Here is a 26,284-nt window from a genome sequence, read left to right as displayed (position 1 = left end):
CGGTCGGGTGTGGGAGGATAGCGGGTATGCTGCGTTGGCTGACCGCCGGAGAATCTCACGGCCCCGAACTGATCGCCGTCCTCGAGGGACTGCCTGCTGGCGTCCCCGTATCGCTCGACGGGATCCGTGAAGATCTCGCGCGCCGCAAGCTCGGCTATGGCAGAGGCTCGCGGATGAAGTTCGAGCAGGACGAGCTGAACCTCTCCGGAGGGGTGGTGCAGGGCGTATCGATCGGCGGCCCCGTCGCCATCCGCATCGGCAACACGGAGTGGCCGAAGTGGACCGAAGTGATGTCCGCGGAGGCCACCGAACTGTCCGAGAAGTCGCGCGGCCGTGGTGCGCCGTTGACGCGCCCCCGCCCGGGCCACGCCGACCTCGCAGGTATGCAGAAGTACGGATTCGATGAGGCGCGCCCGGTGCTCGAGCGCGCGAGCGCCCGTGAGACGGCCGCGCGCGTCGCCCTCGGCGCCGTCGCCCGCGCATTTCTCGCGGAACTCGGCATTCGGCTCGTCAGCCACACGATCTCCATGGGCGACGTCGCAGTTCCCGCCGGATCGGCGCTGCCCCGCCCGGAGGACGTCATCGCTCTCGACGCCGATCCGCTGCGCTGCTTCGATGGCGAGACCAGTGCTCGCATGGTCGCAGAGGTCGACGACACGAAGAAGTCCGGCGACACGCTCGGCGGCATCGTCGAGGTGCTCGCCTACGGTCTGCCACCTGGGCTCGGATCGTACGTCCACTGGGATCGGCGACTCGATTCTCGACTCGCCGGTGCGCTCATGGGCATTCAGGCGATCAAGGGCGTCGAGGTCGGCGACGGCTTCGAGACCACGCGGCGACGCGGTTCGGTGGCGCACGACGAGCTGCACCTCGAGAACGGCCGCATTGCTCGCGAGACCACGCGCGCCGGCGGCATCGAAGGCGGTATGACGACCGGACAGGTGCTCCGCGTGCGCGCAGGCATGAAGCCGATCGCGACGGTGCCGCACGCGTTGCCGACGATCGACGTCTCCACGGGAGAGGAATCGAAGGCGCACCACCAGCGCAGCGATGTGTCAGCTGTACCCGCCGCTGGCGTCGTGGCTGAAGCCATGACGGCGCTGGTGCTGGCCGATGCCGTGACCGAGAAGTTCGGCGGCGACAGCGTCGCCGAGACCCGTCGGAACCTCGAGGCGTATGTTGCGGCGATCCCGGAGCGCCTCTCGACCGTCATCGAGTCGTGAGGAATCGCGCACGATGACCGGGCACCGCAGGGTCGCCCGCGATGTCGGGCCGCCAACGCAGAAGCCGAAGCCGACACCTCCGACGAGTCCGCTCCAGGTGATTCCGCAGTCCGTCGCGGAGCAGGCGAAGGCCGATGCGCAGAACGCCGCGGTACCCGGGCGCTCCGGTCCCGCCAAGCACGGCGCTCCGAATGCGGATGCCGGCGGCGCTGCGGCGGGGACCGCTTCCGCGCCGCGTGCGCGCGGACGTCGACGGCGACGTCGGCGACCGGGCACACGGCTTCCCGATCGGGCTATCGTCTTCGTCGGCCCGATGGCAGCCGGCAAGACCAGCCTCGGCAAACGCGTCGCTCGGGAGCTCGGGGTGCCCTTCGTCGATACGGACGCCGTGATCGTGCGGCGCCACGGGGTGATCACCGAGTTCTTCGCGACCCACGGGGAAGCGGAGTTCCGTCGCATCGAAGCCGAGGTGATCGCCGAGGAGCTCGCGGTCGAGGGCTGCCGTATCGTTGCGCTGGGTGGCGGCGCCGTGCTCACCGAGTCCACGCGTGCACTGCTCGCGAATCACCCGGTGGTGCTGCTCATGACCACGCAGGAGGCGGTGCTCCGCACGGCGAACATCGCCCGGAGGCCGTTGCTGCGCGATGACCCGCAGGCCTGGGGCCGCATCTTGAACGAGCGGCGACCACTGTACGAGGAAGTCGCGGATGTGACGTACCGCACCGATCGCGCGACCCAAGAACAACTCGTCCGCCGTGTCGCCCAGTGGGCGCGAGGCGGCGGACGCCACCAGCGGAGCGCCCGCCGAGGCGAGAAGGAGCAGTCATGAGCAATGCAGCGGAGATCTCGGTCACAGGGGAGACCTCGTACACGGTCACGATCGGCCGAGGCGTGGTCGATCGTGTGCCGGAAGCGCTCGGGGAGCGCGTGGCGAAGGTTCTGATCGTGCACACGCCGACCGTCGGCAAGTTCGCGAATGACCTGCGCGAACTGCTGCAGGAGCGCTACACGCAGGTGCTCCTCGCCGAGGTGCCCGATGCGGAATCCGCCAAGCGCGTCGAGGTCGCGGCGTTCTGCTGGCAGATCCTCGGCCAGTCGGACTTCACCCGCACGGACGCGGTGATCGGTCTCGGAGGCGGCGCTGTGACCGATCTCGCTGGATTCGTCGCCGCGACCTGGCTTCGCGGCGTGCGCCTCGTGCAGATCCCCACGACTGTGCTCGGCATGGTCGACGCGTCAGTGGGCGGCAAGACCGGCATCAACACCACCGAGGGGAAGAACCTCGTCGGGAGCTTCTACGCCCCCGCTGCCGTCATCTGCGACCTCGACCTGCTCGAGACGCTGCCGCGCAACGAGATTCTCGCCGGCTTCGCCGAGATCGCCAAGTGCGGCTTCATCGCGGAGCCGGAGATCCTCGACATTCTCGAGCGCGACGTCGACCGCGCCACCGATCCGACGACGCCGGAGTTCCAGCGCCTTGTCGAGCTCTCCGTCGGGGTGAAGGCTCGGGTCGTCTCCGAGGATTTCCGTGAGGGCGGTCTGCGGGAGATCCTGAACTACGGACACACCCTGGGGCACGCGATCGAGCATGCGGAGCGCTACCAGTGGCGGCACGGCGTCGCGATCTCGATCGGGATGATGTACGCGGCCGAACTCGGACGCCTCGCCGGCGCGCTGTCGGATGCGGCGGTGGATCGGCACCGGAGCATCCTCACCTCCCTGACCCTGCCGCTCTCGTATCCGGCTGGCCGCTGGCCGGGGCTCCTCGCAGCGATGCAGCGCGACAAGAAGGCTCGCGCTGGCATGCTGCGTTTCATCGTGCTCGACGAGATCGGCAAGCCGCGCGTGCTGGCGGGAGTCGACGACTCGATGCTGCAGTTCGCGTACCAGGAGATCGCGAACTAGCGACGGTGCTCTGAGTTCGCCTCCTCGCGACCGCCCCGCCTTCCGTGCACGGCCGACGCAGTCGGCGTGCGTAAAAGCGGATGCTCCACTACTGACTTCACCTGAATTGGTCGATCCCCTCCCGATCCGATGAGAAATTGGTCGTTGCGCAGCGTGCAGATCCTTCTGCGCTGCGCGAAGTCCGGTATTGGATCAGAGGATTGACATGCACACGAATAGGGAACACTGGCTTCGTCGGCCAGGACGGGCGGCGGGGGCACTCCTCGTCAGCGCCGTGATCGCGGGGACATCGCTGGTGGCTTCGGCGCCGACGGTGGCCAACGCAGTGGGGGAGTCCGCCGGCGGCGGCTACGCGTCGAGCGGTAGGTACGCCGACACGATCTTCTGGCTCGACATGGCCGGTTTCGATGACGCGCAGGCGAAGTCGGACGCTGGTCAGGACATGCAGGTCGCGCTCGCCGGCGGGTACACGGCGTCGTTCAACATCAAGGACTCCGCGGAGTCGAAGACGGACCATCCGTACACGCACCGCGACATCGTGGCTTCAGCGCTGCCGACGCTCGGCGGCGCGACGGGCGGCGCCCTCGGTGGTGGCACCTACAACGACATCCCCGGCAAGCCGGCCCTGATGACGGCTGGTGAGGGTGAGTGGGGAGCGAATCTGCTGACGCTGCGGGACATCGAGGTGAAGGACGCGGGGGGCAACGTGGTGACGGGCTACGCCCTCGTCGGAGCCGATGCCGAGGTGACCGATGGTCCGCAGTTGGGCGGCGGGGAGACGATCACCTGGTCGTCGGACGTGCCGATCAATGTGATCGACCGCGGGGCGAGGACCAACCCGGCGAACCCGGGCGGCTGCCCCGATCCGATGCCCGGAGAAGGGACCACCGAAGTGCTCTGCGACGGCACGTGGGGTGCGAATGGCGCGACCCTTGCCACGGTCGTCAGTGCGACCGAGCCGTCGTACCTCACCCAGCGACTGGGGGAGACGGTCATCTCCCGTCAGGCCGTCGCGTTCGGCATCATGACGTCGAAGGTGCGCCTCACGAAGCAGGTGGACTCTCGGGTCGCTCCCGATGATTCGTTCACCGTGCAGGCGACCAGCAACGGCAACGTGCTGTCTTCGGCATCGACCGGCACCGGCAACACCGCGACCACCGACGAGGTCGTCGTCCTCTCCAACACGCGCGTCGAGCTCGCGGAGACCGGTGACGGAGCGACGGATCTCAGCGCGTACGAGCCGACGTGGCAGTGCGCGGTCAACGGGGAGCCCGACGCCGCTCTGGCACCCGCAGACGGTGCCACCTCGCTCGTGGTTGAAGCCGGAACCCTTCCTCCCGGGAGCATGGTCGATTGCACCGTGACGAACACGGCGACACCGCCCGACCCTGAACTCGTGATCGAGAAGTCGGCGAATGTGACCGAGCTTCCCGCGTCAGGCGGATCGGTGGAGTATACGATCGATGTGACCAACAACGGCCCCGGTGACTGCACCGTCGAACGGCCCTGCTCGTTCACCGACGACATGTCAGGCGTGCTCGACGACGCGACGTACAACGACGACGCTGCGGCGAGCAGCGGAACCGTCGCGGTCGACGGGTCCGAGCTGACTTGGAAGGGTGCGCTCTTGTCGGGCGAGACCGCCACCGTGACGTACTCCGTGACCGCGGAGCCGAACGAATCCGGCGACTATCACCTCCTGAACACGGTGTGCCTGGACGCCTTCGCCGCTGATCCTGCCTCTCCCTGCGCGACCTCGAGCACCGTGGGGTCCGGGGCATGGGAGGACTGGAAGGAGAGCAACCCGGCGAGCGGCTCCGTCGTGCGCCCCGGCGAGACGATCGAGTACGTGCTCCACTTCGAGGGCACCGGCACGGCCCCGGTCGAACTGCTCCGCGAAGACAACCTCAGCGGCGTGCTCGACGACGCCGAGGTGGTCTCGGATCCGGTCTCCAATACGGAGACCCTGTCGGTGTCGCCGATCACTGATGGACGCTTCACCATCGAAGGCACGCTCCTCCCGGGGCAGCACGCCGAGGTGACTTACTCCGTCAAGCCGAAGCCCGGAGCCGAGCTGGGAGACATGGCTCTGGCGAACTTCCTGGGCGACCCGGGCGATGAAGGATCGACGTGCGCACCCGTCGACGGCGAGCGCGCCGATTGCACGACGCACGGCGTTCCCGGCCTCGGGATCGAGAAGTCGTCGTCGTTCACCGGCGTCGCGGCGCCAGGGGATCGCGTTGACTACACCGTGACGGTGAAGAACACCGGCGGAGTGGCGTTCACCGAAGCTGAACCTGCCGTCGCTCACGACGACCTCAGCGCCGTGCTCGACGACGCCACCTACAACGGGGACGCCGCAGCCGAGACCGGTGAGGTCTCGTACGCGGAGCCGACGCTGACGTGGAGCGGCCCCCTGCCAGTGGGAGCGTCGACATCGTTCACGTACTCGGTCGAGGTCACCGGTGCCGGGGACCTGAGCCTCGTCAACGCGGCGTCGATCCCCGACGAGTTCTGCATCATCGAGGACGCGTGCTCTGCGACGACCACGACTCCGGTCGCGCTCCCCTCCGACCCGAAGAAGGAGCCGACGGAGCCCGGTCAGGATGCACCCGCGAAGCCTGGAACGCCGACGGGGCCCGGTGCTCCGCAGGCGGTCGCAGACAAGCCGCAGGGCTTGGCGACCACCGGCTCGGAGATGACGCCGGTGCTTGGCATGGGGCTCGGACTCGCCGCGCTCAGCCTGGTGCTGTTCCTCGCACAGTCTCGTCTGCGTCGTCTGCGCGGTGACGGACGACACTAATTCCCGGCTTCCGGCGACGCTGTAGCCGGAAGCCGCGACCTCCGGGTGAGAGAACGGGTGCGCAACCCGGCACTCCCATCCGGAGGTCGCGTTCATCTGCGGCAGGCAGACCGCCTGCTCGCGCGGCTCAGGCGATCCGGAAGCCCTGGCCTTCCAGAATCAACGCCAGCACGCGTCGATCCTCACGATGCATGACGCCCTCGACGAATCTCGTGAACGCACGATCGAGGGTGATCTCGCCCGCGCTTCCCGCCACCTTCCGCAGAATGGCGACAAGTGTGCGTGGGGCGATGACGGATTCCTCCAGCCCCGGGCGCCCGTCGATCTCACGCTCCGTGCTCACGTACTCTCCAAAGCCGGAACCATGCTCACCGGCGAAGACCTGCTGGCTGATGAACGCCGCCCGTGCGGCCCGGATCAACTCCTCCGGCGGGACGTGGTCCGGGAGCCCGCCGTGATGATCGGCAACGGCGGCGACGGCGAGCAGGCCGTTCTCCGCCGGGAACGCGGCATAGTCGCACCCGGTATCGGGGTAGTGCACACGGTAGGCGTTCGCCCCGAAGCGGTTCACCAGCTCCGCGCTCAGGCGATCGAGCCCACGGTAGCGGTGCGGCGTCTGCTCGTTCGCCGTGGCGAGCACGGCGAAACCGGATGCGATGGTCACCGGACGCCCCGCGTCTTCCTGCACGTGCAGCACGTCTCCCGGGCGCAACTGCAGAATGCGATTCAAGCGCTTGAGGAACTCGGGCGGCATCGCGTTCACCTCATCGAGGATCACCGGCCGGCCCTCTCGCATGGCGCGAAGCAACGGGCCAGGCGTGAAGACGCTGACGGTCGCGCCGGCTTCGGTGCGGAGCTCATGCGTGCCGATCACTTGCGCACTCGTGATGTCGCCGTATCCCGAGATGAGCTCCGGCTCGCGACCGAGGCCGACCCGGGACAGGTGCTCCGCGAGCGCCGTCTTCGCTCCGCCGGTCTCGCCGACGAGCAAGACCGGCTCGCCCTGCCGGAGCGCTGGCACGGCTTCGCTGATGATGCCGCGCATCTGCTGTGTCTGCAGGAGACCCTCGCGGAGTTGTCGGCGCGCTTCGCGGATACGCACGCTGCCGAGCGCCTCGAGCACGGCATCCCTGCGCTCGACGCTGTCGATGCTCTGCTGCCAGTCGGCATCGGGACGACGCGCGCGCAGCTCGCGCACGCGATCCGATTCGGCCGAGGTCAAGGGTCGAGCGGCGCGCACAGCGCGAGCGATGATGGCGTCTGCGGCTGCGCGGCTGCGCTCCGCCTTCGCCTCTGCGCGACGAGCCAGCGCCGCGATGCGCAGCGAGGCAGCCCGTTCGTCGAGCGCGGACGCGAACAAGCTCTGGTTGGCTGGATCCTGCTCGAGGGCGGTCAAGCGCTGTTCGACGCTCGCCAAGTCTTCCGCATGCGATGCGGAGGCGTCGTCGTCAGCCGCTCTGGCCCGACGGATTCGCCGCAGTTCCGTTCGCAATGCGACGGCTTCGCCGAGTGCGGGGTCTGAATCGACGGAGAGCATGGCGTCACGCTATCACGCGGCACGAAGGCGACTGAGGGCGCGGATAGGGTGTGAGCATGGCCGTGAACGAGCACCTGATGGGCACGGGGCTGCGCGCCCGACTCGAAGGGGTCGGCGCAGTGATCGGGATCCCGGTGCATGTCACGGATGATGAGGTCTGGGAACTCACGGACCGGGAACTCCGGGTCGGTCTCGGCTGGTACGGCGTGCGCGGGCATTCGGAGTCCGAGGCGGTGGCGCTCGCCTTTCTGCATCTCTGGGAGGGGCCTCGGAACAATCGCGTCGAACCCGCCCGCGCTCGTCGACGCGCGTCATTCACTCGCGTTCGGCCCGACGCGACGCCCCTGTTCGATGCGGTGTACCGTGTGCAGGCGATGAGTGAACTGCTCACCGCAATGCCCGGCCTGCGCGCGCCACTGCTGGCGGCGACGTGTCGGAGCGTGCCGTCGGACGTCACGACGTGGCCGCGCCACCTGCAGTGGATCGCCGTCGTCCTGCGCGCTGGAGTCGCAGGCGCCGCCGACGCTCATACAGTGTTGGCGGGCACGCACATCGACGTACGGCGGGCGTGGAGCGAGTTGCTGCCAATCGACGCGCACCGAGATGCGATCGGGCGGGCTGAGCACGAGATGCTGGATCAACTCCGGACGTTCCGGCGCGTGATGGCGCCCGACTCGAAGCGGAGCGCGGTGCTCAGGTTTGAGCGCGCAGTCGCCTGGTTGCTCGGCGCCTACGAGCAACTCGCGGCACGAGACGCCGCTGAACGCGGACTCGACGCGCACAGCGGAGCGGGCGGCGCAGACGACGAGCCGGCACCCGAGACGGCGCTGTCGTCGAGCGGGCAGCACGCGGGAGATGGCGACGCAGATGCAGAAGGAGATGAGCGGGATGGTGACGAGCCCGACCAGGATCCCGACGCATCTGACGGGGACGGCGAGACAGGCGAGACGGAGGAGGAGCGAGCTCGCGCCGGCGATGGTCGCGAGACAGCCGAGGGCGCCGACCTCTTCGCGTCCCAGCAGGCAGCCTTCGTGGAACGGATGCTGTCGACGCCGATGCCCGGCGGCGGGCGCACTGACGATCGCGGGCTGATGCCCGAGGCGCCGCCACCCGCGAACGATTCCGCGCAGCCTGCAGAGCCGCTGCATGGAGCGAGCGGAGGATCGGCGGGCGGGTTCGCCGAGACCGAACTCGCCGACTACCGCGGGCGAGCGGCCTCACTCGCGGACGCGATCGAGCGGATGCGCGCCGTGTGGGCGCAGGTGATCGCCGAGCGTGTGACCTCGCGTCGCGTGCCGGATGCCCGGCCTCGCCCGGAGGGCGATGACCTCGCTGCGGACTCGCTAGCCGCAGCAGTCGCCGAGTCTCGCGCTGGCCAGCGACGGCCGCGCGCCTTCCGTGACCGGGCGATGCGCGCGCGCCGCACGCGCCGCGCGGGAAGCACCGATTACGTGCTGCTCCTCGACCGCTCCGCTTCGATGCAGGGTGCCGCGGCAGAAGCAGCGGCCGACACGATGCTGATCATGACGGAGGCCCTCGCTGGGGTGGCACGTGACATCGAGGCCGCTGAACGCGTCGGGGGAGCTGCACTCGACCTCGACATTCGCACCGCGCTCGTCGTCTTCGACTCAGCCGTCGATGTGGTCAAACCGCTGTCGAGCGGGCTCGATGATTCGGTGCGCCGCGCGGTGCACGGCGCGATTCGCGTTCCGCGCGGGTCCACGAACGACGGTGCAGCCCTGCGCGCAGCCGCGGACCAGCTCGGCCTGGGCGAATCAGAGCACTCGGACGGGGGCGCAGCCAACGGCAGGGAGCGCCGACGCATCGTGATCCTCGTGAGCGACGGAGGGTCGAACGATCCGACCGCGGCTGAGCACGCGTTGCGTCGCCTGCGGTCGGCGGGCGTCGAGGTGCACGGCATCGGGATCGGGCCGGGCGACCTCGAGTCGCGCTACGCCCCGAACGGGCGTACCGTGCTCGACGTGCGCACGCTGCCCGAGGTGCTGCAGAGCCTCGTGCTCGACGAAGTGGAGCGCAGGACCCGCTAGCGTGAAGGTGCGGCTCCCGCGCACCCTTCTGAATCGCCGGGCGTCAGACCGGGGGATCGGTGCCGAGAAATGCGGGAGCGCAGTGAATGGAGATGGACGTGAAGCCTTTCGATCGGCACGGAACGAACGATCGCGTCGAGCTCATTCGCGCGCTGTTTCCCGACTTGGCGAGCGAACTCGACGCAGCCGCGACCCGCCACGCCGCGCCGAGCGCCGCGGCGTCGCTCGATGCGAGCCTCGACGCTGCAGCGGCGAGGCTCATGCCGCACGCGGGATTCGCGGACGTCGCGGAGCCGGAGGGAGCGCGTCGCGCTGAGCAACATTTCGCATCAGCCCGAATCGCCTGCGGGTGGCTCGACATCGAGATGCCGGAGATCGAGGCGTTCGTCGATGCCGGGACCGATATCGGACGACTGGGGAGCGCGCTGGCGGCCGATCCCTCGCTCACCGCGGTGCCGACGCCATTCGGATGCGGAGCTGACGTCTGGAAGACCGCGTTCCAACGCGCGGCCGTCGCGCTCCCTGACGCACCGCACGACGGAAATGCACCGCTCGCCATCGGCTCGTCCGGGGACTCGCCGCTGCTGCTCGCGACAGAGGCCGAACGGGAGTTCGACGCACTCGACACCCCGCCGCCCGGCATCCCCGCGGTACGTGCGCAGGGGCGGGCTTGGACGTTGCGGTTGGTGCCCTCGGGTGCGCGGCCACCGGTGCTCGGGCTCGGGTTCTCGCACGGCCCCCATGTGACGCTGCCCGAGGTGCTCATGCTCCAACTGATGCTGGTCGCGAGCGGATCTCCCCTCATCGACGCGGCGAGCTTCACCTGGTTGGAGGGATCGCTCGCCGGCGGGCGTCTCGCGGCCCGCCACGTGTACGACGAGAGCGAACGGGCGATCCGGATCACCTGCCGGGAAGTCGGGAACCAGGGGCCGCATCTCGGTGCGCGCACTCCATTGGCGTGAGCGCCGCTACTCCCAGACGCTGATGGCGTCGACGCGAGTGGACGGAAGTCGCGTGGATCGCCCCCAGGTGAGCACGTCATCGGGGACGATGAGCTTGCTCGGGTCGGCCCCGCTCTTCTCGATGATCTCGGCGACGGGCACGACGCCGCCCGATCGGCGAAGGATCCGGGCACGCACTACGGCCCGAGCATGAATGTCGGGCCGGCGCTGCGCGTCGGGACGGACGAAGCGCTGCTCCATGTACACCGCCTGGTCATCGAAGCCGAGAATGCGCGACTCGATCCAGAACCGCTGCCACGGGTTCAGCGACTTCCGGTACGAGATCGTCTGCCCGACGACCACGGGGTACCAGCGTTCGCGCGCGAACAGCTGCCAGACCCCGTTGCGCTGGATCAGATCGAAGCGTGCGACGTCCATGATCGAGAGGTACTTGCCGTTGTTCATATGGCGGAGGATGTCGAGGTCGGTGGGCCAGACGCGGAAACGCGAACGCGAGACGCCCTCGAAGCCGAGCTTCGGGCCGCGCCGACCCACGAACCACTGGTGCCAGAGCGTGCGGAAGAACATGTGCATGGGGGAGAGCTTAGAGGGATCGTCAAGCTTGAAACCTCGCCATTGTGCAAAGCATGCAAAAAGCGCGGCATGTATGCTGGTTCGGCGCGTATTCAGGCGCTCGAACTTTATAGAATCCGGAGAATCACTGCATGGCCAGTACGAACGACATCAAGAACGGCACCGTCATCAAAGAGAACGGCCAGCTCTGGAGCGTGGTCGAGTTCCAGCATGTGAAGCCGGGCAAGGGCGGCGCGTTCGTTCGCACGAAGCAGAAGAACGTCGTCTCGGGCAAGATCATCGACAAGACTTACAACGCTGGCGCGAAGATCGAGACCGCGAACGTCGACCGTCGTGATTACCAGTACCTGTACCAGGATGGCGCAGACTACGTCTTCATGGACCAGTCCGACTACGATCAGCTCACCGTTTCCGGTGCCGTCGTCGGCGACGCCGCGAAGTTCATGCTCGAGAACCTCCAGGTCCAGATCGCGCTGCACGAGGGCGACCCGCTGTACCTCGAGCTCCCGTCGTCGGTGGTGCTCGAAGTGACGTACACCGAGCCGGGTCTGCAGGGCGATCGCTCGACCGGCGGAACGAAGCCCGCCACTGTCGAGACCGGTGCAGAGATCCAGGTCCCGCTGTTCCTCGAGACCGGCACGAAGGTCAAGGTCGACACCCGCACGGGTGACTACCTCGGCCGTGTCAACGACTAGTCCTCGGTGTCTGCACGTACCAAGGCGCGCAAGCGCGCCCTCGACATGTTGTACCAGGCCGACCTGCGTGACGAGTCGATCGCGGTGATCGTGAACGCCGAGGCGCAGCGCGCGTCGAGCGAACCCGATCGCGCCGCATCCTGGCTCTACGCGCGTGAGATCGTCGACGGGGTCACCGATCATCGTGATCGCATCGATGAGCTCATCATGAGTTACGCCCAGGGGTGGACGCTCGAGCGCATGCCGCACGTCGACCGTGCGCTGCTGCGGCTCGCATCCTGGGAGATCCTCTTCAACGAGGAGGTGCCGGCGGCGGTCGCCATCGACGAGGCGGTGGAACTCGCCAAGGAGTACTCGACCGACGATTCGGGTCGCTTCGTCAACGGCGTGCTCGGCAAGATCGCGGATCACGCCGACGCCTGACACCTGACGCCGCGCTGCGCAAGATATCCGCGTTCCGCAAGCTATCGTTCAACGCAGCGAGCTTGCAGAACGCGGATTCCTCGCGTCCGGAGGGTCGCGCGCCCGCCGTCAGTGCGCCGCGGCGCGGTGAAGGCCCTGCGCAATCGCTTCCACGAGCAGGTGCTGGACTGCGGGCCAGTCATCGATCACCTGGAAGTACCCCACTCGGATGACCGTGTATCCGAGCAATCGGAGCTGGGCGTCGTGCTCGTTGTCGCGGGTCCGCTGCGGTCCGACGTGAGTGCCGCCGTCGATCTGGAGTACGAGGCGATCCCCGAACAGGAAATCGACGCGATGTCCCGCGATCCAGGCTTGCGAGACGCACCGGACGCGAAGCCACTTGGTGCGCGGCCGCACATAGGTTTCGAGCCCTGAATCAGCGAACGGGTCGAGGGCGGCGAGCACCGCGCGCGCCGACCCCCGCAGGGGGAGACGCGCCATTCGCTGCCTCGTGATGATCCCGCGGTTGGCGGCCGAGTCCCAGACAGCCACCGCGTCTTCGAACGGCAGGCAATGCGCCACGAGGTCGAGCGCGTTCTCGATGGGATCTTCGAGCGAGTGCGGTTCGCGTTGCAGCAGGGGCGCGCGCCAATGGAGGACAGTGCTCCCGGCATCGGTTCTCCCGGGTACGCGCACGGCCGCATGCGACCGATCGTGGTGAGGCACCCACAGGCCTCGCCGTTTCGCCTGGGATACGCAACTGATGATGACGCCATGAGTCGCGGCGTAGACGAGTGCCGGATCGGCATCTCGGCGCGCAATCCAACCCTTCTTCGGCCGAGTGAGCAGCCCTGCACCGACGGCTCGGTCCAGCTGATGCCGCGACCAGCCGGCGTTGAGCAGCAGCGACGAGCGTGTTACGCCGCTCGCAGGAAGTCGCGGAGTGTCTGAACGAGGCATCTGCACAGTTTGTGCGTTCGCGCGCGCCGAGCGACGGTGGGCCCCGAACTGTGGGGATAAGCTCTCGCGTCCGGGGCATTCAGGCATGTGGGGGCGACGAACCGCGGGAACGGTTCGCGCTGCTATCCGCGTGCGGCAAGCAGGTGACCACCCACCCGTCCTTGCGGAACGCTGATGGCGGGTGCGCTGCACACAACGCCGAGGGTCGACTGATGCAGCAGAGACGAAGCACCGCCTCGCATGCGATAGACTGGAGCGGTTGCAAGCTTTTCTTTAAGTTCCGTCCCGTGAGGCGGGGAAGGGGGGCTCGGTTATGGGAACGCGAACAGTACTCGAACGTGCTGAGATCTCGCGCGCGCTGACTCGAATCTCGCACGAAATCATCGAAGCGAACAAGGGCGTCGACGGGCTCGTTCTCGTCGGCATTCCGACTCGCGGAAGCCTGCTCGCCAGGCGCATCGGCGACATCATCTCGCGCATCGAGGGCCATGACGTTCCCGTCGGCAGCCTCGACGTCACGATGTACCGCGACGACCTCGCCCAGCATCCCACGCGGGCCCCGCGCCCGACGGAGATGCCGGCGGCGGGCATCGACGGAGCGACGGTGGTGCTCGTCGACGACGTGCTCTACTCCGGTCGCACCGTGCGCGCCGCGCTCGACGCGCTGAACGACCACGGCCGCCCGCAGGCCGTGCGCCTCGCGGCGCTCATCGATCGCGGCCACCGCGAGCTTCCGATCCGCGCCGATTACATCGGCAAGAATCTGCCGAGCGCGAAGCACGAGCGCATCGCGGTGCGTCTCGAAGAGCACGACGGGAGCGACGAGGTCACGATCACCTCGGAGGACCGAGTCGACGTCCACGCGAGCGGCGACGCCCATGCCAGCGCCGAGCCCGGAGCGAGCACGGAGCCGATCGCATGAGGCACCTGCTCGATACGCGCAGCCTCTCGCGGGATGAAGCGATCCTGATCCTCGACACCGCTGAGGAGATGGCGGCGACGCAGCAGCGCGAGATCAAGAAGCTGCCGACGCTGCGGGGCAAGACCGTGGTGAACCTCTTCTTCGAGGATTCGACGCGCACCCGCATATCGTTCGAGGCGGCGGCGAAGCGGCTCAGCGCCGACGTCATCAACTTCAGCGCGAAGGGTTCTTCCGTCTCGAAGGGGGAGTCGCTGAAAGACACGGCGCAGACGCTGCAGGCGATCGGCGCTGATGGCGTCGTCATCCGCCACCCCGCTTCCGGCGCACCCGCCAAGCTCGCCGCGAGCAACTGGATCGATGCCGGCGTGCTGAATGCGGGCGATGGCACGCACGAGCACCCGACGCAGGCACTGCTCGACGCGTTCACGATGCGGCGCCGCCTCTTCGGTGCGTCGCAGAGCGGTGAGGCGAGCCGCGGCCGCGACCTCGACGGCGTCTCCGTGGTGATCGTGGGAGACATCGCCCATTCCCGAGTGGCGCGATCGAATCTCTGGCTGCTCAACGCCCTCGGCGCGCACGTGAGCTTCGTCGCTCCCGAGACGCTTCTGCCGTACGGCGCCCGCACGTGGCCGGTCACCGTCCATCACTCCTTCGATACGGCGCTGCGCGAGGAGCAGCCGGACGTCGTGATGATGCTCCGCATCCAGAGCGAGCGCATGCACGCGGCGTTCTTCCCGAATGAGCGCGAGTACGCCCGCGTGTGGGGACTCGACGACACCCGGCTCTCCGGTCTGCAGGATCGCGCGATCGTGATGCATCCGGGCCCCATGAACCGAGGCCTCGAGATCTCCTCCGGCGCCGCCGACTCGCACCGTTCGACGGTGCTCGAGCAGGTGGCGAACGGCGTCTCCGTGCGGATGGCGGCACTGTATCTTCTACTTTCCGGCGAGCGAACGGAGCAAGCATGACGCACACGAACCCGGCGAACGGGATTCTCATCCGCGGGGCGCGCCTCGCCGCGGCGCTGACCGAGCGCGGGCAGCAGGTGAGCGACGCCGCCGCTGTCGATCTGCGCATCGCGGACGGCGTGATCGTCGAGCGCGCGACGCAGGCGGCCGGCGGGCTCGCGCCGCGAGACGCGGAGCGCGTCATCGAAGCCGACGGATTCGTCGCGCTGACGGGCCTGGTCGACCTGCACACGCATCTTCGTGAGCCGGGTTTCGAGCAGTCGGAGACGGTGCTCACGGGCACGCGCGCCGCCGCGGCAGGCGGATTCACGAGCGTCTTCGCAATGGCGAACACGCTGCCGGTGCAGGACACGGCGGGCGTGGTCGAGCAGGTGCAGGCGCTCGGAGACGCGGCGGGATACGCGACGGTGCGCCCGATCGGCGCCGTGACGGAAGATCTGTCGGGCGAGCGTCTCAGCGAGATCGGCGCGATGGCCGATTCGCGTGCCGCGGTGCGGGTCTTCTCCGACGACGGCAAGTGCGTGCACGATCCGCTGCTCATGCGACGGGCGCTCGAGTACGTGAAGACCTTCGACGGCGTCATCGCCCAGCACGCGCAGGATCCGCGTCTCACCGAGGGCGCCCAGATGAACGAAGGGGCACTCTCGAGCGAACTCGGCCTCAAGGGGTGGCCGGCGGTCGCCGAAGAGTCGATCATCGCGCGAGACGTGCTCCTCGCCGAGCACATCGGCGCACGGCTCCACATCTGCCATCTCTCGACCGCCGGGTCGGTGGAGGTGATCCGCTGGGCCAAGGCCCGCGGAGTGCAGGTCACCGCCGAGGTCACGCCGCACCACCTGATCCTCACCGAGGAACTCGCTCGCAGCTACGACGCGCGCTACAAGGTGAACCCTCCCCTCCGTCGGGAGGAGGATGTGCTGGCCCTCCGCGCTGCGGTCGCCGACGGCATCATCGACATCATCGCGACCGATCACGCCCCGCACCCCGTCGAGGCGAAGGACTGCGAATGGGATGCCGCGGCCTTCGGCATGGTGGGCCTCGAATCGGCGCTGCCGATCGCGCTGCTCACACTCGTGCAGGAGGCCCACGCGAGCTGGGCCGAGCTCGAAGCGCTGCTCTCGCAGCGTCCGGCGGAGATCGGACGCCTCCAGGGGCACCCGACGGCGATCGAGGTCGGGCAGCCAGCCGATCTCGTGCTCGTCGACCCGTCCGGCACGAGCACGTTCTCGACCGACCATCTGCGCGGCCAGAGCGTGAACTCGCCGTTCCTCGGCATGGAACTGCCCGGGCGGGTGGCATACACTCTGCGACGCGGGTACCTCACGGTGGACGACGGTCGGGTAGTGGCGCCGGAGACCGTCGCTGCTGCCGCACGCCAGCTCGGAGGCGCGAAGTGAGCCGCACCGGCTTCGCCTTCCTGATGATCGCCATCGCCGCGCTCGTACTGCTGGCGATGTGGCTCGGCTGGCGCGGTCGAGCACGTCGGCACCGCGCCTTCGCCGAGCACGGCGATGCTCTCGTGGGAATGGTGCTCGGCACCTTCCCGGGAGTCAGCTACGTCTCGACGACGCCGGTCGGCGCACCGCTCGATCGTCTGTCGATCCCGGGCTTGCAGTTCAAGGGTTTCGCCGACCTCACACTGCGCACCGACGGCGCCACCATCGCCGTCACCGGAGAGCCGGAGGTGCACCTGCCGGCCGAGCGAGTGCTCGGCAGCGGCGTCGCAAGTCGACGAGTCGGGAAGGCCGTCGAGCGCGACGGCCTCTCGCTCCTCCAGTGGCGCGCGGCCGACGGGTCGGAGGTCGAGTCGAGCTTCAGGTTCTCGCAGGCCGCCGACCAGTTGAGGTTCGCCGATGCCGTCGCCCAGATCATCCCCGCCGGTGAGACTCCGCTCGCCACCGGCCCGCACACCCATTCCACTTCCCACACCACCCAGGAGGATGCGTGACTACGAACACGACCGAAGCGACGGCGAACGACGCCGTGGCGCCCCAGGGCGTCACCGCGCCCCCGGCTGCTGCAGTGCCGACGGGCAAGGCAGTGCTGGTGCTCGAAGACGGGCGACGATACGTGGGGCGCGCATACGGGGCGACCGGACGCACGCTCGGCGAGGTCGTCTTCTCGACCGGAATGACCGGGTATCAGGAGACGCTGACCGACCCCTCCTACGCGGGGCAGATCGTGCTCATGACGGCCCCGCACATCGGCAACACCGGTGCGAACGACGACGACATGGAGTCGCGCAAGATCTGGGTCGCCGGATTCATCGTGCGCGATCCCGCGCGCCGCGTGTCGAACTTCCGAGCCGAGCGCTCACTCGACGAGGACCTCGTCGAGGACGGAGTCGTCGGTATCTCGGGCGTGGACACGCGCGCGATCACCCGTCACATCCGATCCGCGGGCGCGATGCGCGCCGGGGTGTTCTCCGGCGCCGACTTCGATCTCTCCGATGATGAGCAGCTCGCGCTGGTGCGCGCTCAGGAACCGATGGCCGGCAAGAACCTGTCGGAGCTCGTCACGACGCCCCAGCGCTACGACGTACCGGCCGCAGCAGGGGTGGATCGCGTCGGATCGATCGCGGTGCTCGATCTCGGCATCAAGCGCGCGACCGTGCACTACCTCTCCGAGCACGGCTTCGACGTGACGGTGCTGCCGGCATCGACGTCGCTCGAGGAGATCCGCGCGATCGCTCCCGACGCGCTCTTCTACTCGAACGGACCGGGCGACCCCGCCGCGAGCGATCTGCAGGTGGACGTGCTCCGCGAGCTGCTGCGCGACGGAGTGCCCTACTTCGGCATCTGCTTCGGCAACCAGCTGCTGGGCCGTGCGCTGGGGTTCGGCACCTACAAGCTGCCCTTCGGTCATCGCGGCATCAACCAGCCCGTCCTCGACAAGCGCACCGGTCGCGTCGAGATCACCGCTCAGAACCACGGCTTCGCCGTCGACGCCCCCATCGAGGGCGAGATCGACGCGCCTGAGGGCTTCGGCCGCGTGCAGGTGAGCCACTTCAGCCTGAACGATCAGGTCGTCGAGGGGCTCGAATGCCTCGACATCCCGGCGTTCTCGGTGCAGTACCACCCGGAGGCGGCCGCGGGCCCGCACGACGCCTTCTACCTCTTCAACCGTTTCCGCGAGCTGGTCTCGAGCCGCTCCACCCGTTCGACCGGCGCACACGCCCAGGAGGCCTGACCCGATGCCCAAGCGTTCAGACATCAACTCAGTACTCGTCATCGGCTCAGGCCCGATCGTCATCGGTCAGGCGGTCGAGTTCGACTACTCCGGCACCCAGGCCTGCCGCGTGCTCCGCGAGGAGGGCGTGCGCGTCATCCTCGTGAACTCGAACCCGGCGACGATCATGACGGACCCCGACTTCGCCGATGCCACCTACGTGGAGCCCATCACTCCTGAGGTGATCGAATCGATCATCATCAAGGAGCGCCCCGACGCGATCCTGCCGACGCTCGGCGGCCAGACCGCGCTCAACGCCGCGATACAGTTGCACGATCTCGGGATCCTCGAGAAGCACGGCGTCGAACTCATCGGGGCGAAGGTCGAGGCGATCCAGCGCGGTGAGGATCGGCAGATCTTCAAGGACCTCGTCATCGAGTCTGGGGCAGAGGTTGCGCGCTCCCACATCGCGCACACGCTCGAAGAAGCGAAGGAGTTCGCGAAGGATCTCGGGTACCCGCTGGTCGTGCGCCCGTCGTACACGATGGGCGGCCTCGGCTCAGGGTTCGCCTACACCGAAGAGGACCTCATCCGCATCGCGGGCGACGGCCTGCACTACAGCCCCACCAGCGAGGTGCTGCTCGAAGAGTCGATCCTCGGCTGGAAGGAGTACGAGCTCGAGCTCATGCGCGATACGGCCGACAACACGGTCGTCGTGTGCTCCATCGAGAACGTCGATGCCGTGGGCGTGCACACGGGCGACTCGATCACCGTCGCACCCGCGCTCACGCTGACCGACCGGGAGTACCAGAAGCTGCGGGACATCGGCATCGACATCATCCGTCGTGTCGGCGTCGACACCGGCGGCTGCAACATCCAGTACGCCGTCGACCCCGCGACGGGCCGCATCATCGTCATCGAGATGAACCCGCGCGTCTCCCGCTCCTCGGCGCTCGCGTCGAAGGCCACGGGATTCCCGATCGCGAAGATCGCCGCGAAGCTCGCCCTCGGGTACCGTCTCGACGAGATCCCGAACGACATCACGCAGAAGACGCCGGCGAGTTTCGAGCCGTCGATCGACTACGTCGTGGTGAAGACGCCGCGCTTCGCATTCGAGAAGTTCCCGGCCGCCGACGACACTCTCACGACGACCATGAAGTCGGTGGGCGAGTCCATGGCGATCGGCCGCAACTTCACCACGGCGCTGCAGAAGTCGCTGCGCTCGCTGGAGAAGCGCGGTTCCTCGTTCCACTGGGGGGATGAGTCGCGCCCCGTCGATGACATTCTCGAGACGATCAAGCGCCCGACCGACGGCCGCATCGTCGACGTGCAGCAGGCGCTGCGGCTCGGCGCGACCATCGAGCAGGTCTTCGAGTCGACCTCGATCGATCCCTGGTTCCTCGACCAGATCCAGCTGATCAACGAGGTCGCCGAGATGGTGCAGCGCTCACCGCAGCTCACACTCGACGTGCTGCGAGAGGCGAAGGATCACGGCTTCTCCGATGTGCAGATCGCGTCGCTTCGCGGTGTCTCCGAGTCGGAAATCCGAGGCCTGCGCCATGGACTCGGACTGCGCCCCGTGTTCAAGACCGTCGATACCTGCGCGGGCGAGTTCCCCGCGCTGACGCCGTATCACTACTCGTCCTACGACTTCGAGACCGAGGTCGCGGCGAGCGATCGCAAGAAGATCGTCATTCTCGGCTCTGGGCCCAACCGCATCGGGCAGGGGGTCGAGTTCGACTACTCCTGCGTGCACGCCTCGTTCGCGCTCTCCGAAGCCGGGTACGAGACGATCATGATCAACTGCAATCCCGAGACCGTGTCGACCGACTACGACACCTCGGATCGCCTCTACTTCGAGCCGCTGACGCTCGAGGACGTGCTCGAGGTCATCCACGCCGAGCAGGCGTCCGGAGAGCTGCTCGGCGTCGTCGTGCAGCTCGGGGGCCAGACGGCGCTGGGTCTCGCGCAGCCGCTCAAGGACGCGGGGATCCCGATCCTCGGCACGACCCCCGAAGCGATCGATCTCGCGGAGGAGCGCGGCGCGTTCTCCCGCATCCTCGACCGCGCCGGTCTGCTCGCGCCGCGCAACGGCACCGCGATCGACGAGGAGGGGGCGATCCGCATCGCCGAGGAGATCGGGTACCCCGTGCTCGTGCGCCCGTCGTTCGTGCTCGGCGGCCGCGGCATGGAGATCGTGTACGACACCGAATCGCTTCGCGGGTACTTCGGCCGCATCGAGGGCCACGCGCTCGTGGGACCGGGCCACCCGCTGCTCGTGGATCGGTTTTTGGACGACGCGATCGAGATCGATGTCGACGCGCTCTTCGACGGCGAGCAACTGTACGTCGGCGGTGTGATGGAGCACATCGAGGAGGCCGGCGTGCACTCGGGAGACTCCAGCTGCACGCTGCCTCCCGTGACGCTCGGCCACGACCAGATCGCGCGCGTGCGCGAGGCGACGCTCGGCATCGCCGAGGGGATCGGCGTGCGCGGGCTGCTCAACGTGCAGTTCGCCATCGGCCAGGGCGTGCTGTATGTGCTCGAGGCGAACCCGCGCGCATCGCGCACCGTGCCCTTCGTCTCGAAGGCGCTCGGCATTCCGCTGGCGAAGGCCGCTTCGCGGGTCATGGCCGGCGAGACGATCGCCGAACTGATCGAATCGGGCCTGCTGCCGGAGCGCGACGGTTCGCGCGCGCCCATCGACGCGCCCATCGCGGTCAAGGAGGCGGTGCTGCCGTTCAAGCGCTTCCGCACGCACGAGGGACTGGTGGTCGATTCGCTGCTCGGACCCGAGATGCGCTCGACGGGAGAGGTCATGGGCATGGACCGCGACTTCCCGACCGCGTTCGCGAAGAGCCAGGCCGCTGCGGGCAGTGCGCTGCCCGAGAGCGGGACGGTGTTCCTCTCGGTCGCCGATCGTGACAAGCGCTCGATCGTGCTGCCAGCGCTCCGACTGCAGGAGCTCGGCTACCGCATCCTGGCCACGCAGGGCACCCAGGTGGTGCTCGGCCGCAACGGCATCGCCTCTGAGGTCGTGCGCAAGCACAGCGCGGTCGCCGAGGGCGACACGATCGTCGATCTCATCAACCGCGGCGAGATCGACATGATCATCAATACGCCGTCGGGCAGCTCAGCCCGGGCCGACGGGTATGAGATCCGTGCGGCGGCGGTGGCGGCGGACAAGCCGATCTTCACCACCGTCTCGGAGCTCTCAGCTGCGGTCGGGGCGATCTCCGCGCAGCGGAGCGGGTTCGATGTGAAGTCGCTGCAGGAGTACCAGATCGACCGCGACGCCGCTCTGGCCGCTCGATGACGCACCGTTCGTTCGGGGACCGGCTCGCGGCGGAGTTCGCCGCGGGCCGGCACCTGTGCGCCGGCATCGACCCGCACGGCCCGCTGCTCGCTGACTGGGGAGTCGGTGACGACGCCGCAGGCGCCGAGCGCATGGGGCGCGACGTCGTTGCGGCAGCCGCCGGCGTCGCCGCCTGCGTGAAGCCGCAGATCGCGTTCTTCGAGCGCTTCGGCTCCGCGGGGTTCGCGGCACTCGAGCGCGTATTCGAGGACGCGCGAGCCGCCGGCCTGCTCGTGGTGGCCGACGTGAAGCGCGGCGACATCGGCTCGAGCTTCGCGGCGTACGGCGACGCCTGGCTGGCACCGGGGTCGCCGCTCGAGGCGGACGCCATGACGGTGGTCGCGTATCAGGGGTTCGGGACGCTCACGTCGGCGCTCGAACGCGTGGAGCGCGACGGGAAGGGCCTGTTCGTGCTCGCAGCCACCTCGAACGCGGAGGCGGCTGAGGTGCAGCAGGCCCGACGCGCCGATGGTCGCAGCGTCGCTGCGGCCATGGTGGAAGACGCGACGGCTTGGAACGCAGCGCACTGCGGCGAAGGGGGAGTGGGCAGTGTCGGCGTCGTGCTCGGCGCGACGCTCGATCTCGCAGCGTTCGGAATCGATACGGCTGAGCGCCCAACGGGACCGGCGCTCCCCGTCCTCGCACCCGGATTCGGGCATCAGGGGGCACGTATCGAAGAAGCCGGCGCCATCTTCGGGGGCATCGGGCACGCGCTCCTCGCAAACGAGTCGCGCAGCATACTGAACGGGGGGCCGAACGGGCTGAGCGAGCGGATTCGCGAGCGTGCAGCAGCGGTTCGCTTCGCATTGAGCGGCGAACCGGCCTAGGCTATGACGCATTGCGCACTGGACGCACATGGAGACGACGAGGGAGTGACACGGTGACGACTGCTCGGACGATGCCAGAGGTGGATCGTGTGGCGGCGAACCGTGCTGCGATCGCAGCACGACAGGCGCGTGCCGACTTGAAACGGCGACTGCGTTCGGGCGAGGTCTCGCCGTTCCGCGTGCTCGAGCAATCCCGCCTCCCCGACACACCGGCTGCGTCGCTGCGCATCACCGATTTCCTGCTGTCGTTCCCGGCCATCGGCTCGGTCAAAGCCGAACGGGTGCGGGAAGAACTGGGCATCTCCGAACGCAAGCGGCTCGGAGGCCTCGGCAAACTGCAGCGCGACCGTCTCGAGTCGTTCGTGCGGGAACGCACGGGCAGCGGCCGCATCGGGCCCAGGCCACCGCTGACCGTGCTCGCGGGGCCGACGGCGGTCGGCAAGGGGACCGTCGCCACCTACATTCGCGAGCACTACCCAGAGGTGCAGCTCTCCGTCTCCGCGACGACGCGTGCTCCCCGCCCGGGCGAGGAGCACGGCAGGCACTACTTCTTCGTCGATGACGAAGGCTTCGATCGGATGCTCGCCGCAGACGAACTGCTCGAGTGGGCGACGGTGCACAATCAGTCGCGGTACGGCACCCCGCGGCGACCGGTGCTCGAAGCCGCCGAGCGCGGAGCGCTCATGCTGCTCGAGATCGATCTGCAGGGGGCGCGACAGGTGCGCGCGAGCATGCCCGAAGCTCGACTCGTGTTTCTCGCTCCTCCCAGCTGGGACGAGCTCGTCGAGCGTCTGGTGGGGCGCGGCACCGAAGACGAGGCGGAGCGAGAGCGGCGCCTCGAAACCGCGAAGGTGGAGCTCGCCGCGGCCGACGAGTTCGACGAGGTGATCGTCAACGACGAAGTGCCGCGCGCTGCGGCGCGTCTCGTCGAACTGATGCGCGGCGACGACGGATAACCGACGCGCAAGCGCTAGGGTGGACCTGTGCATTCGAGCCTGATTGACATCGCCCGGCACATGGGGGGTCTCGGTCTCACCGACGCAGTCTCCGAAATGACCTCGCTCGACCCGAGGCAGTTCATCGGCATTCCGCTCGCCCTCGTCGGTGCCGCACTGCTCGCATTCGGAGCGCAGTATCAGTCGCGCGGTCTGAACAAGGTCGAGCGGATCACCGGGCAGAGCGCCGGCGCGGGGCTGTCGTTGCATCACGTCGCGAGCCTCCTCCGACGCCCGTCCTGGGTCGTCGGAACCCTCCTGCTCGGCCTCGCGGTCGTGTTCCAGATCGGATCGCTCTCGCTTTCCCCGCTGATCATCGTGCAGCCCATCGGCGTGGTCGGGCTCGTGATCACATCGATCCTCAATTCGCGCGTCAGCGGCGTGAAGCTCGGGAAGCGCGTGAAATCGTCGATCGGCCTCGCCGTGCTCGGCATCGTCGTCTTCGTGAGCATCGCGGCCTTCACTGCCTCGGATCAGCCCGTGACCGACAGCAAGCTCATCGAGATCCTCATCACATTCGGGGTGGTGTTCGGGGTCATCGCCGTGCTCACCATCATCTTCCGCCACCGAGGCGTCGCGCTCATCTACATCGTGGGAGCCGGGGTGCTCTACGGATTCGTGGCGACATTCGCGAAGTCCGTGATCGGACGGCTGCAGCAGGGCGAGTTCGAATGGCTCACCTGGGCCTGCGTGGCCGCCCTGCTCGCGGGTGCGCTGCTGGGCCTCGTCTTCGTGCAGAACGCCTACTCATCCGGGCCGCCCGATCTCGTCGTCGCGGGACTCACGGTGATCGATCCGATCGTCGCAGTGCTCATCGGCATCGTCGTGCTCGACGAAGCGGCCGGGGCGCCAGGCTGGGCCATCGTCGCGTTCATCGCATCCGGTGCCGTGGCCATCATCGGCGTCGTCGGGCTCGCGAAGTTCCACCCCCAGACCGGCGCGTCAGCGCTCGCAGCACTGGTGAAGCCCGACCCGGACGAGACGCGCTAGAGCGGTCTCGTCGGTTTCGGCGCGCCTCTGCCCGGTCGAAACGCGGAGACGGTGGGGTCCCCGGGAAGCCAGAATCGCCAGGGGAAGTCAGGACCGCCGGCATCGCCGGCGACGCCGACGCGCGGTCCGGCGGCTATCTCGGGTGCCGGGTGCTCGGGGAGTTCGAGGCTGAACGGGTCTGCGAAGAGCTGCAGGCCGTCGTGCGACTCACGGCGAATGCCGAGCGCCTGGGCGACATTGCCCGGTCCGCGTGCGAGATGCACGGGTCGAATCTCCGCTCCCGGTCGTCGGGCTGTGCGTCGCTGCGCGGCGAGTTGCGCGCCGGCGACGACTTCCCCGGCGCGCACGAGCACTCCGGAGGCCATGCCCTCCGGAGAGCACACGAGGTTCAGCGCGAAGTGCATGCCGTAGCTGAAGTACACATACGCGTGCGCCGGTGGGCCGAACATCGAAGCGTTGCGCTCCGTGCGCCCGTTTCTCGCGTGCGAACCGACATCGTGCACTCCAGGCATTCCCGAACCGTGATACGCCTCCACCTCGGTGATTCGAATCGTCACCGAACCGTCGGCGGAGTGCGCGCTCAGCCGGGCGCCGAGCACCTGCGGGGCGACCTCGAGGGCCGGCCGGGAGAAGTCTTCACGAATCATCATCACCATTCTGCCGTTGCCGCGTCCCGCTGCGCGACGGCCTACGCCGCTGGCGATCACCGACGATATGCCTGGAGAATCCGAAGGCGGGCGACGTACAGTGGAGTGATGGGTGCGGTTCCGGCACGAGCTCCGGTGGCCGCCCGCTCACACACTCAGTCGATCTCGGAGGTCTCCGTGTCCCAGCCCCACATGCCAGTGCCGATGGGCGCAGGTTCGAGCGGGCCGGGCAGCGCCCGCCGCGCCTCTCCGAAGGGAACGGTCATCGCGATCGGTGCGATCGTGGCGCTCATCGGGCTCGGCCTCGTCGTCTGGCCCTTCTTCTCGGCGAGCTGGATCCTCGTCGTGCTCTTCGGATCCGCTCTGATCGCCAATGGTGCGGTCCTGCTCGCCCGCGGCGGCACGATCGGCGGCATTCTGCTGATCGTCGCGGGCGTGGTCGCGATGGCCTTCACCGGCGCCACGGCCCGCGCGCTCGTCAGTTTCGCCGGGTTCGGCATGATCGCCTTCGGAGCGCTCTGGCTCGCCGTCGGAATGAAGTTCGCGCGGAGTCGCCCGAGCATCGGCATCGTGCCCGGCGCCGTGCTCGTCGTCGGCGGCGTTCTCGCGCTGATCTGGCCGGGCGTGGCGCTCTCGATCGCTGCGGTCGTCGGCGGAATCGTGCTGACCGCTGTCGGCGTCGCCGTCATCTGGGGTGCGTCGAAGCCGAGACGGGTCGACCCGGGCTCCGCGACGATCATCATCTGAGCGCGCGGGAGTCGTCTATTCGAGGCGGTGCGCCACGATGGATCCTGCGATGTTCACACCGTTCAGGTCGAGATACACCTGGCCCTCGGTGCGCGACACCGTCAGCGTGTTCCGTCGTTCGAGCGCCGAGACCGATTCGGAGACGAGGGCGGGGTCCACGGCGAAGAGATCGATCGCATCGCCTCGATGGATGGTCTTGCCTCGCCAGTTCGCAAGCACCTTCTCGGGATCGCGATGCGTGTAGACGACCGCGCGCTCCGCCGATTTGCTCCCGCCGTGCACACGCGCGGCGTCGGGCGCTCCGACCTCGATCCAAGTGGAAAGCGCACCCGTGAGATCCCGCACGAGCACCGCCGGTTCGTCGGTGGTCGACACGCCACCGCCGAATACGATCCCTTCGGTGTACTCCATGCAGTACGCCAGGATGCGCGTCATCATGAATGACTCGGTCTCAGAGGGATGCCGCGCGACGCGGAGTGTGAACTGCTCGTAGACGCTCCGATCCACGTCGGCCAGGTCCACCTCGAACGTGTGCATCGTCGATCCCATTGCCATAA

23 protein-coding genes are annotated in these 26,284 nt (G+C 68.2%); 18 read left to right on the top strand and 5 right to left on the bottom strand.

Going from position 1 to position 26,284, the window contains the following annotated elements:
* Nucleotides 1-26 precede the first annotated feature (26 nt).
* From aroC to JE033_RS01870, 4 genes are all read left to right on the top strand, one after another.
* Nucleotides 27-1,223 (top strand): chorismate synthase, encoded by a 1,197-nt coding sequence (gene aroC, locus JE033_RS01885; protein WP_200329114.1) that lies wholly within the window; start codon nucleotides 27-29, stop codon nucleotides 1,221-1,223.
* 13 nt (nucleotides 1,224-1,236) lie between these two features.
* Complete coding sequence (locus JE033_RS01880) at nucleotides 1,237-2,052, top strand: shikimate kinase (protein WP_200329112.1); 816 nt, start codon at nucleotides 1,237-1,239, stop codon at nucleotides 2,050-2,052.
* Nucleotides 2,049-3,128, top strand: a complete 1,080-nt coding sequence (aroB, locus tag JE033_RS01875; protein WP_200329110.1) for a 3-dehydroquinate synthase — start codon at nucleotides 2,049-2,051, stop codon at nucleotides 3,126-3,128. The genes JE033_RS01880 and aroB overlap by 4 nt, the downstream gene beginning before the upstream one ends.
* A 205-nt stretch (nucleotides 3,129-3,333) precedes the next feature.
* Entirely contained in the window at nucleotides 3,334-5,931 is a 2,598-nt protein-coding gene (locus JE033_RS01870) for a DUF11 domain-containing protein (protein ID WP_200329108.1), read from the top strand.
* 127 nt (nucleotides 5,932-6,058) lie between these two features.
* Here the strand turns inward: JE033_RS01870 and JE033_RS01865 are convergent, their stop codons facing one another.
* Nucleotides 6,059-7,468: an AAA family ATPase gene (locus JE033_RS01865; protein ID WP_200329105.1), complete on the bottom strand. Its 1,410-nt coding sequence runs from the start codon at nucleotides 7,466-7,468 to the stop codon at nucleotides 6,059-6,061.
* Nucleotides 7,469-7,524: 56 nt separating this feature from the next.
* On the opposite strand from JE033_RS01865, the gene JE033_RS01860 reads away from it, so the two are divergent.
* Nucleotides 7,525-9,516 carry a vWA domain-containing protein gene (locus tag JE033_RS01860; RefSeq protein ID WP_200329103.1) on the top strand — a complete coding sequence of 664 codons (1,992 nt, stop codon included), beginning with the start codon at nucleotides 7,525-7,527 and terminating at the stop codon, nucleotides 9,514-9,516.
* A gap of 98 nt (nucleotides 9,517-9,614) precedes the next feature.
* The gene (locus JE033_RS01855) at nucleotides 9,615-10,478 is read left to right on the top strand and encodes a hypothetical protein (protein ID WP_370567882.1); all 864 of its coding nucleotides are present in this window, start codon (nucleotides 9,615-9,617) and stop codon (nucleotides 10,476-10,478) included.
* Nucleotides 10,479-10,484: 6 nt separating this feature from the next.
* Here JE033_RS01855 and JE033_RS01850 read toward each other — a convergent pair whose 3' ends face one another.
* Nucleotides 10,485-11,051 (bottom strand): thioesterase family protein, encoded by a 567-nt coding sequence (locus tag JE033_RS01850; RefSeq protein ID WP_200329099.1) that lies wholly within the window; start codon nucleotides 11,049-11,051, stop codon nucleotides 10,485-10,487.
* 131 nt (nucleotides 11,052-11,182) lie between these two features.
* Between JE033_RS01850 and efp the strand changes: the two genes are divergently transcribed.
* Together efp and nusB are read left to right on the top strand one after the other, a co-directional pair.
* On the top strand, nucleotides 11,183-11,746 hold the full coding sequence (gene efp / locus JE033_RS01845) for an elongation factor P (RefSeq protein ID WP_090148613.1): 564 nt from the start codon (nucleotides 11,183-11,185) through the stop codon (nucleotides 11,744-11,746).
* Nucleotides 11,747-11,752: 6 nt separating this feature from the next.
* Nucleotides 11,753-12,169 carry a transcription antitermination factor NusB gene (gene nusB, locus JE033_RS01840; protein WP_090148616.1) on the top strand — a complete coding sequence of 139 codons (417 nt, stop codon included), beginning with the start codon at nucleotides 11,753-11,755 and terminating at the stop codon, nucleotides 12,167-12,169.
* Nucleotides 12,170-12,277: 108 nt separating this feature from the next.
* Here the strand turns inward: nusB and JE033_RS01835 are convergent, their stop codons facing one another.
* Nucleotides 12,278-13,108, bottom strand: coding sequence for an endonuclease domain-containing protein (locus tag JE033_RS01835; protein WP_200329097.1), 831 nt, complete (start codon nucleotides 13,106-13,108; stop codon nucleotides 12,278-12,280).
* Nucleotides 13,109-13,421: 313 nt separating this feature from the next.
* Here JE033_RS01835 and pyrR point away from each other — a divergent pair, with 313 nt between their 5' ends.
* The 9 genes from pyrR (at nucleotide 13,422) to JE033_RS01790 (ending at nucleotide 24,333) form a co-directional block, all read left to right on the top strand.
* Nucleotides 13,422-14,030, top strand: coding sequence for a bifunctional pyr operon transcriptional regulator/uracil phosphoribosyltransferase PyrR (gene pyrR / locus JE033_RS01830; protein WP_200329095.1), 609 nt, complete (start codon nucleotides 13,422-13,424; stop codon nucleotides 14,028-14,030).
* Nucleotides 14,027-14,998 (top strand): aspartate carbamoyltransferase catalytic subunit, encoded by a 972-nt coding sequence (locus JE033_RS01825; protein WP_090148620.1) that lies wholly within the window; start codon nucleotides 14,027-14,029, stop codon nucleotides 14,996-14,998. The genes pyrR and JE033_RS01825 overlap by 4 nt, the downstream gene beginning before the upstream one ends.
* Nucleotides 14,995-16,395 (top strand): dihydroorotase, encoded by a 1,401-nt coding sequence (locus JE033_RS01820; protein ID WP_200329093.1) that lies wholly within the window; start codon nucleotides 14,995-14,997, stop codon nucleotides 16,393-16,395. The genes JE033_RS01825 and JE033_RS01820 overlap by 4 nt, the downstream gene beginning before the upstream one ends.
* Complete coding sequence (locus JE033_RS01815; protein WP_200329091.1) at nucleotides 16,392-16,946, top strand: hypothetical protein; 555 nt, start codon at nucleotides 16,392-16,394, stop codon at nucleotides 16,944-16,946. The genes JE033_RS01820 and JE033_RS01815 overlap by 4 nt, the downstream gene beginning before the upstream one ends.
* Nucleotides 16,947-16,981: 35 nt before the next feature.
* A complete protein-coding gene (gene carA, locus JE033_RS01810) occupies nucleotides 16,982-18,187 on the top strand; it encodes a glutamine-hydrolyzing carbamoyl-phosphate synthase small subunit (protein ID WP_200330963.1) in 1,206 nt (401 codons plus the stop codon).
* 4 nt (nucleotides 18,188-18,191) lie between these two features.
* Nucleotides 18,192-21,482 (top strand): carbamoyl-phosphate synthase large subunit, encoded by a 3,291-nt coding sequence (carB, locus tag JE033_RS01805; protein WP_090148625.1) that lies wholly within the window; start codon nucleotides 18,192-18,194, stop codon nucleotides 21,480-21,482.
* Nucleotides 21,479-22,348, top strand: a complete 870-nt coding sequence (pyrF, locus tag JE033_RS01800; protein ID WP_200329089.1) for an orotidine-5'-phosphate decarboxylase — start codon at nucleotides 21,479-21,481, stop codon at nucleotides 22,346-22,348. The genes carB and pyrF overlap by 4 nt, the downstream gene beginning before the upstream one ends.
* 71 nt (nucleotides 22,349-22,419) lie before the next feature.
* Nucleotides 22,420-23,304 (top strand): guanylate kinase, encoded by an 885-nt coding sequence (gene gmk, locus JE033_RS01795; RefSeq protein WP_200330954.1) that lies wholly within the window; start codon nucleotides 22,420-22,422, stop codon nucleotides 23,302-23,304.
* A gap of 27 nt (nucleotides 23,305-23,331) precedes the next feature.
* Nucleotides 23,332-24,333: a DMT family transporter gene (locus tag JE033_RS01790; protein WP_336661945.1), complete on the top strand. Its 1,002-nt coding sequence runs from the start codon at nucleotides 23,332-23,334 to the stop codon at nucleotides 24,331-24,333.
* On the opposite strand, the gene JE033_RS01785 is transcribed toward JE033_RS01790, so the two are convergent.
* Nucleotides 24,330-24,980, bottom strand: a complete 651-nt coding sequence (locus tag JE033_RS01785; protein WP_370567933.1) for a DNA-3-methyladenine glycosylase — start codon at nucleotides 24,978-24,980, stop codon at nucleotides 24,330-24,332. The genes JE033_RS01790 and JE033_RS01785 overlap by 4 nt on opposite strands.
* Nucleotides 24,981-25,157: 177 nt before the next feature.
* On the opposite strand from JE033_RS01785, the gene JE033_RS01780 reads away from it, so the two are divergent.
* Nucleotides 25,158-25,727, top strand: coding sequence for a DUF308 domain-containing protein (locus JE033_RS01780; protein ID WP_336661947.1), 570 nt, complete (start codon nucleotides 25,158-25,160; stop codon nucleotides 25,725-25,727).
* 15 nt (nucleotides 25,728-25,742) lie between these two features.
* Here JE033_RS01780 and JE033_RS01775 read toward each other — a convergent pair whose 3' ends face one another.
* Nucleotides 25,743-26,282: a YaeQ family protein gene (locus JE033_RS01775; protein ID WP_200329084.1), complete on the bottom strand. Its 540-nt coding sequence runs from the start codon at nucleotides 26,280-26,282 to the stop codon at nucleotides 25,743-25,745.
* Nucleotides 26,283-26,284 lie beyond the last annotated feature (2 nt).

The sequence above is a fragment of the Leucobacter sp. L43 genome, assembly GCF_016597785.1.
In the GTDB taxonomy this organism is placed as follows: domain Bacteria; phylum Actinomycetota; class Actinomycetes; order Actinomycetales; family Microbacteriaceae; genus Leucobacter; species Leucobacter alluvii.
The sequence above is the reverse complement of the archived record's forward strand: the minus strand, read 5'-3'. Positions and strand labels throughout refer to the sequence as shown.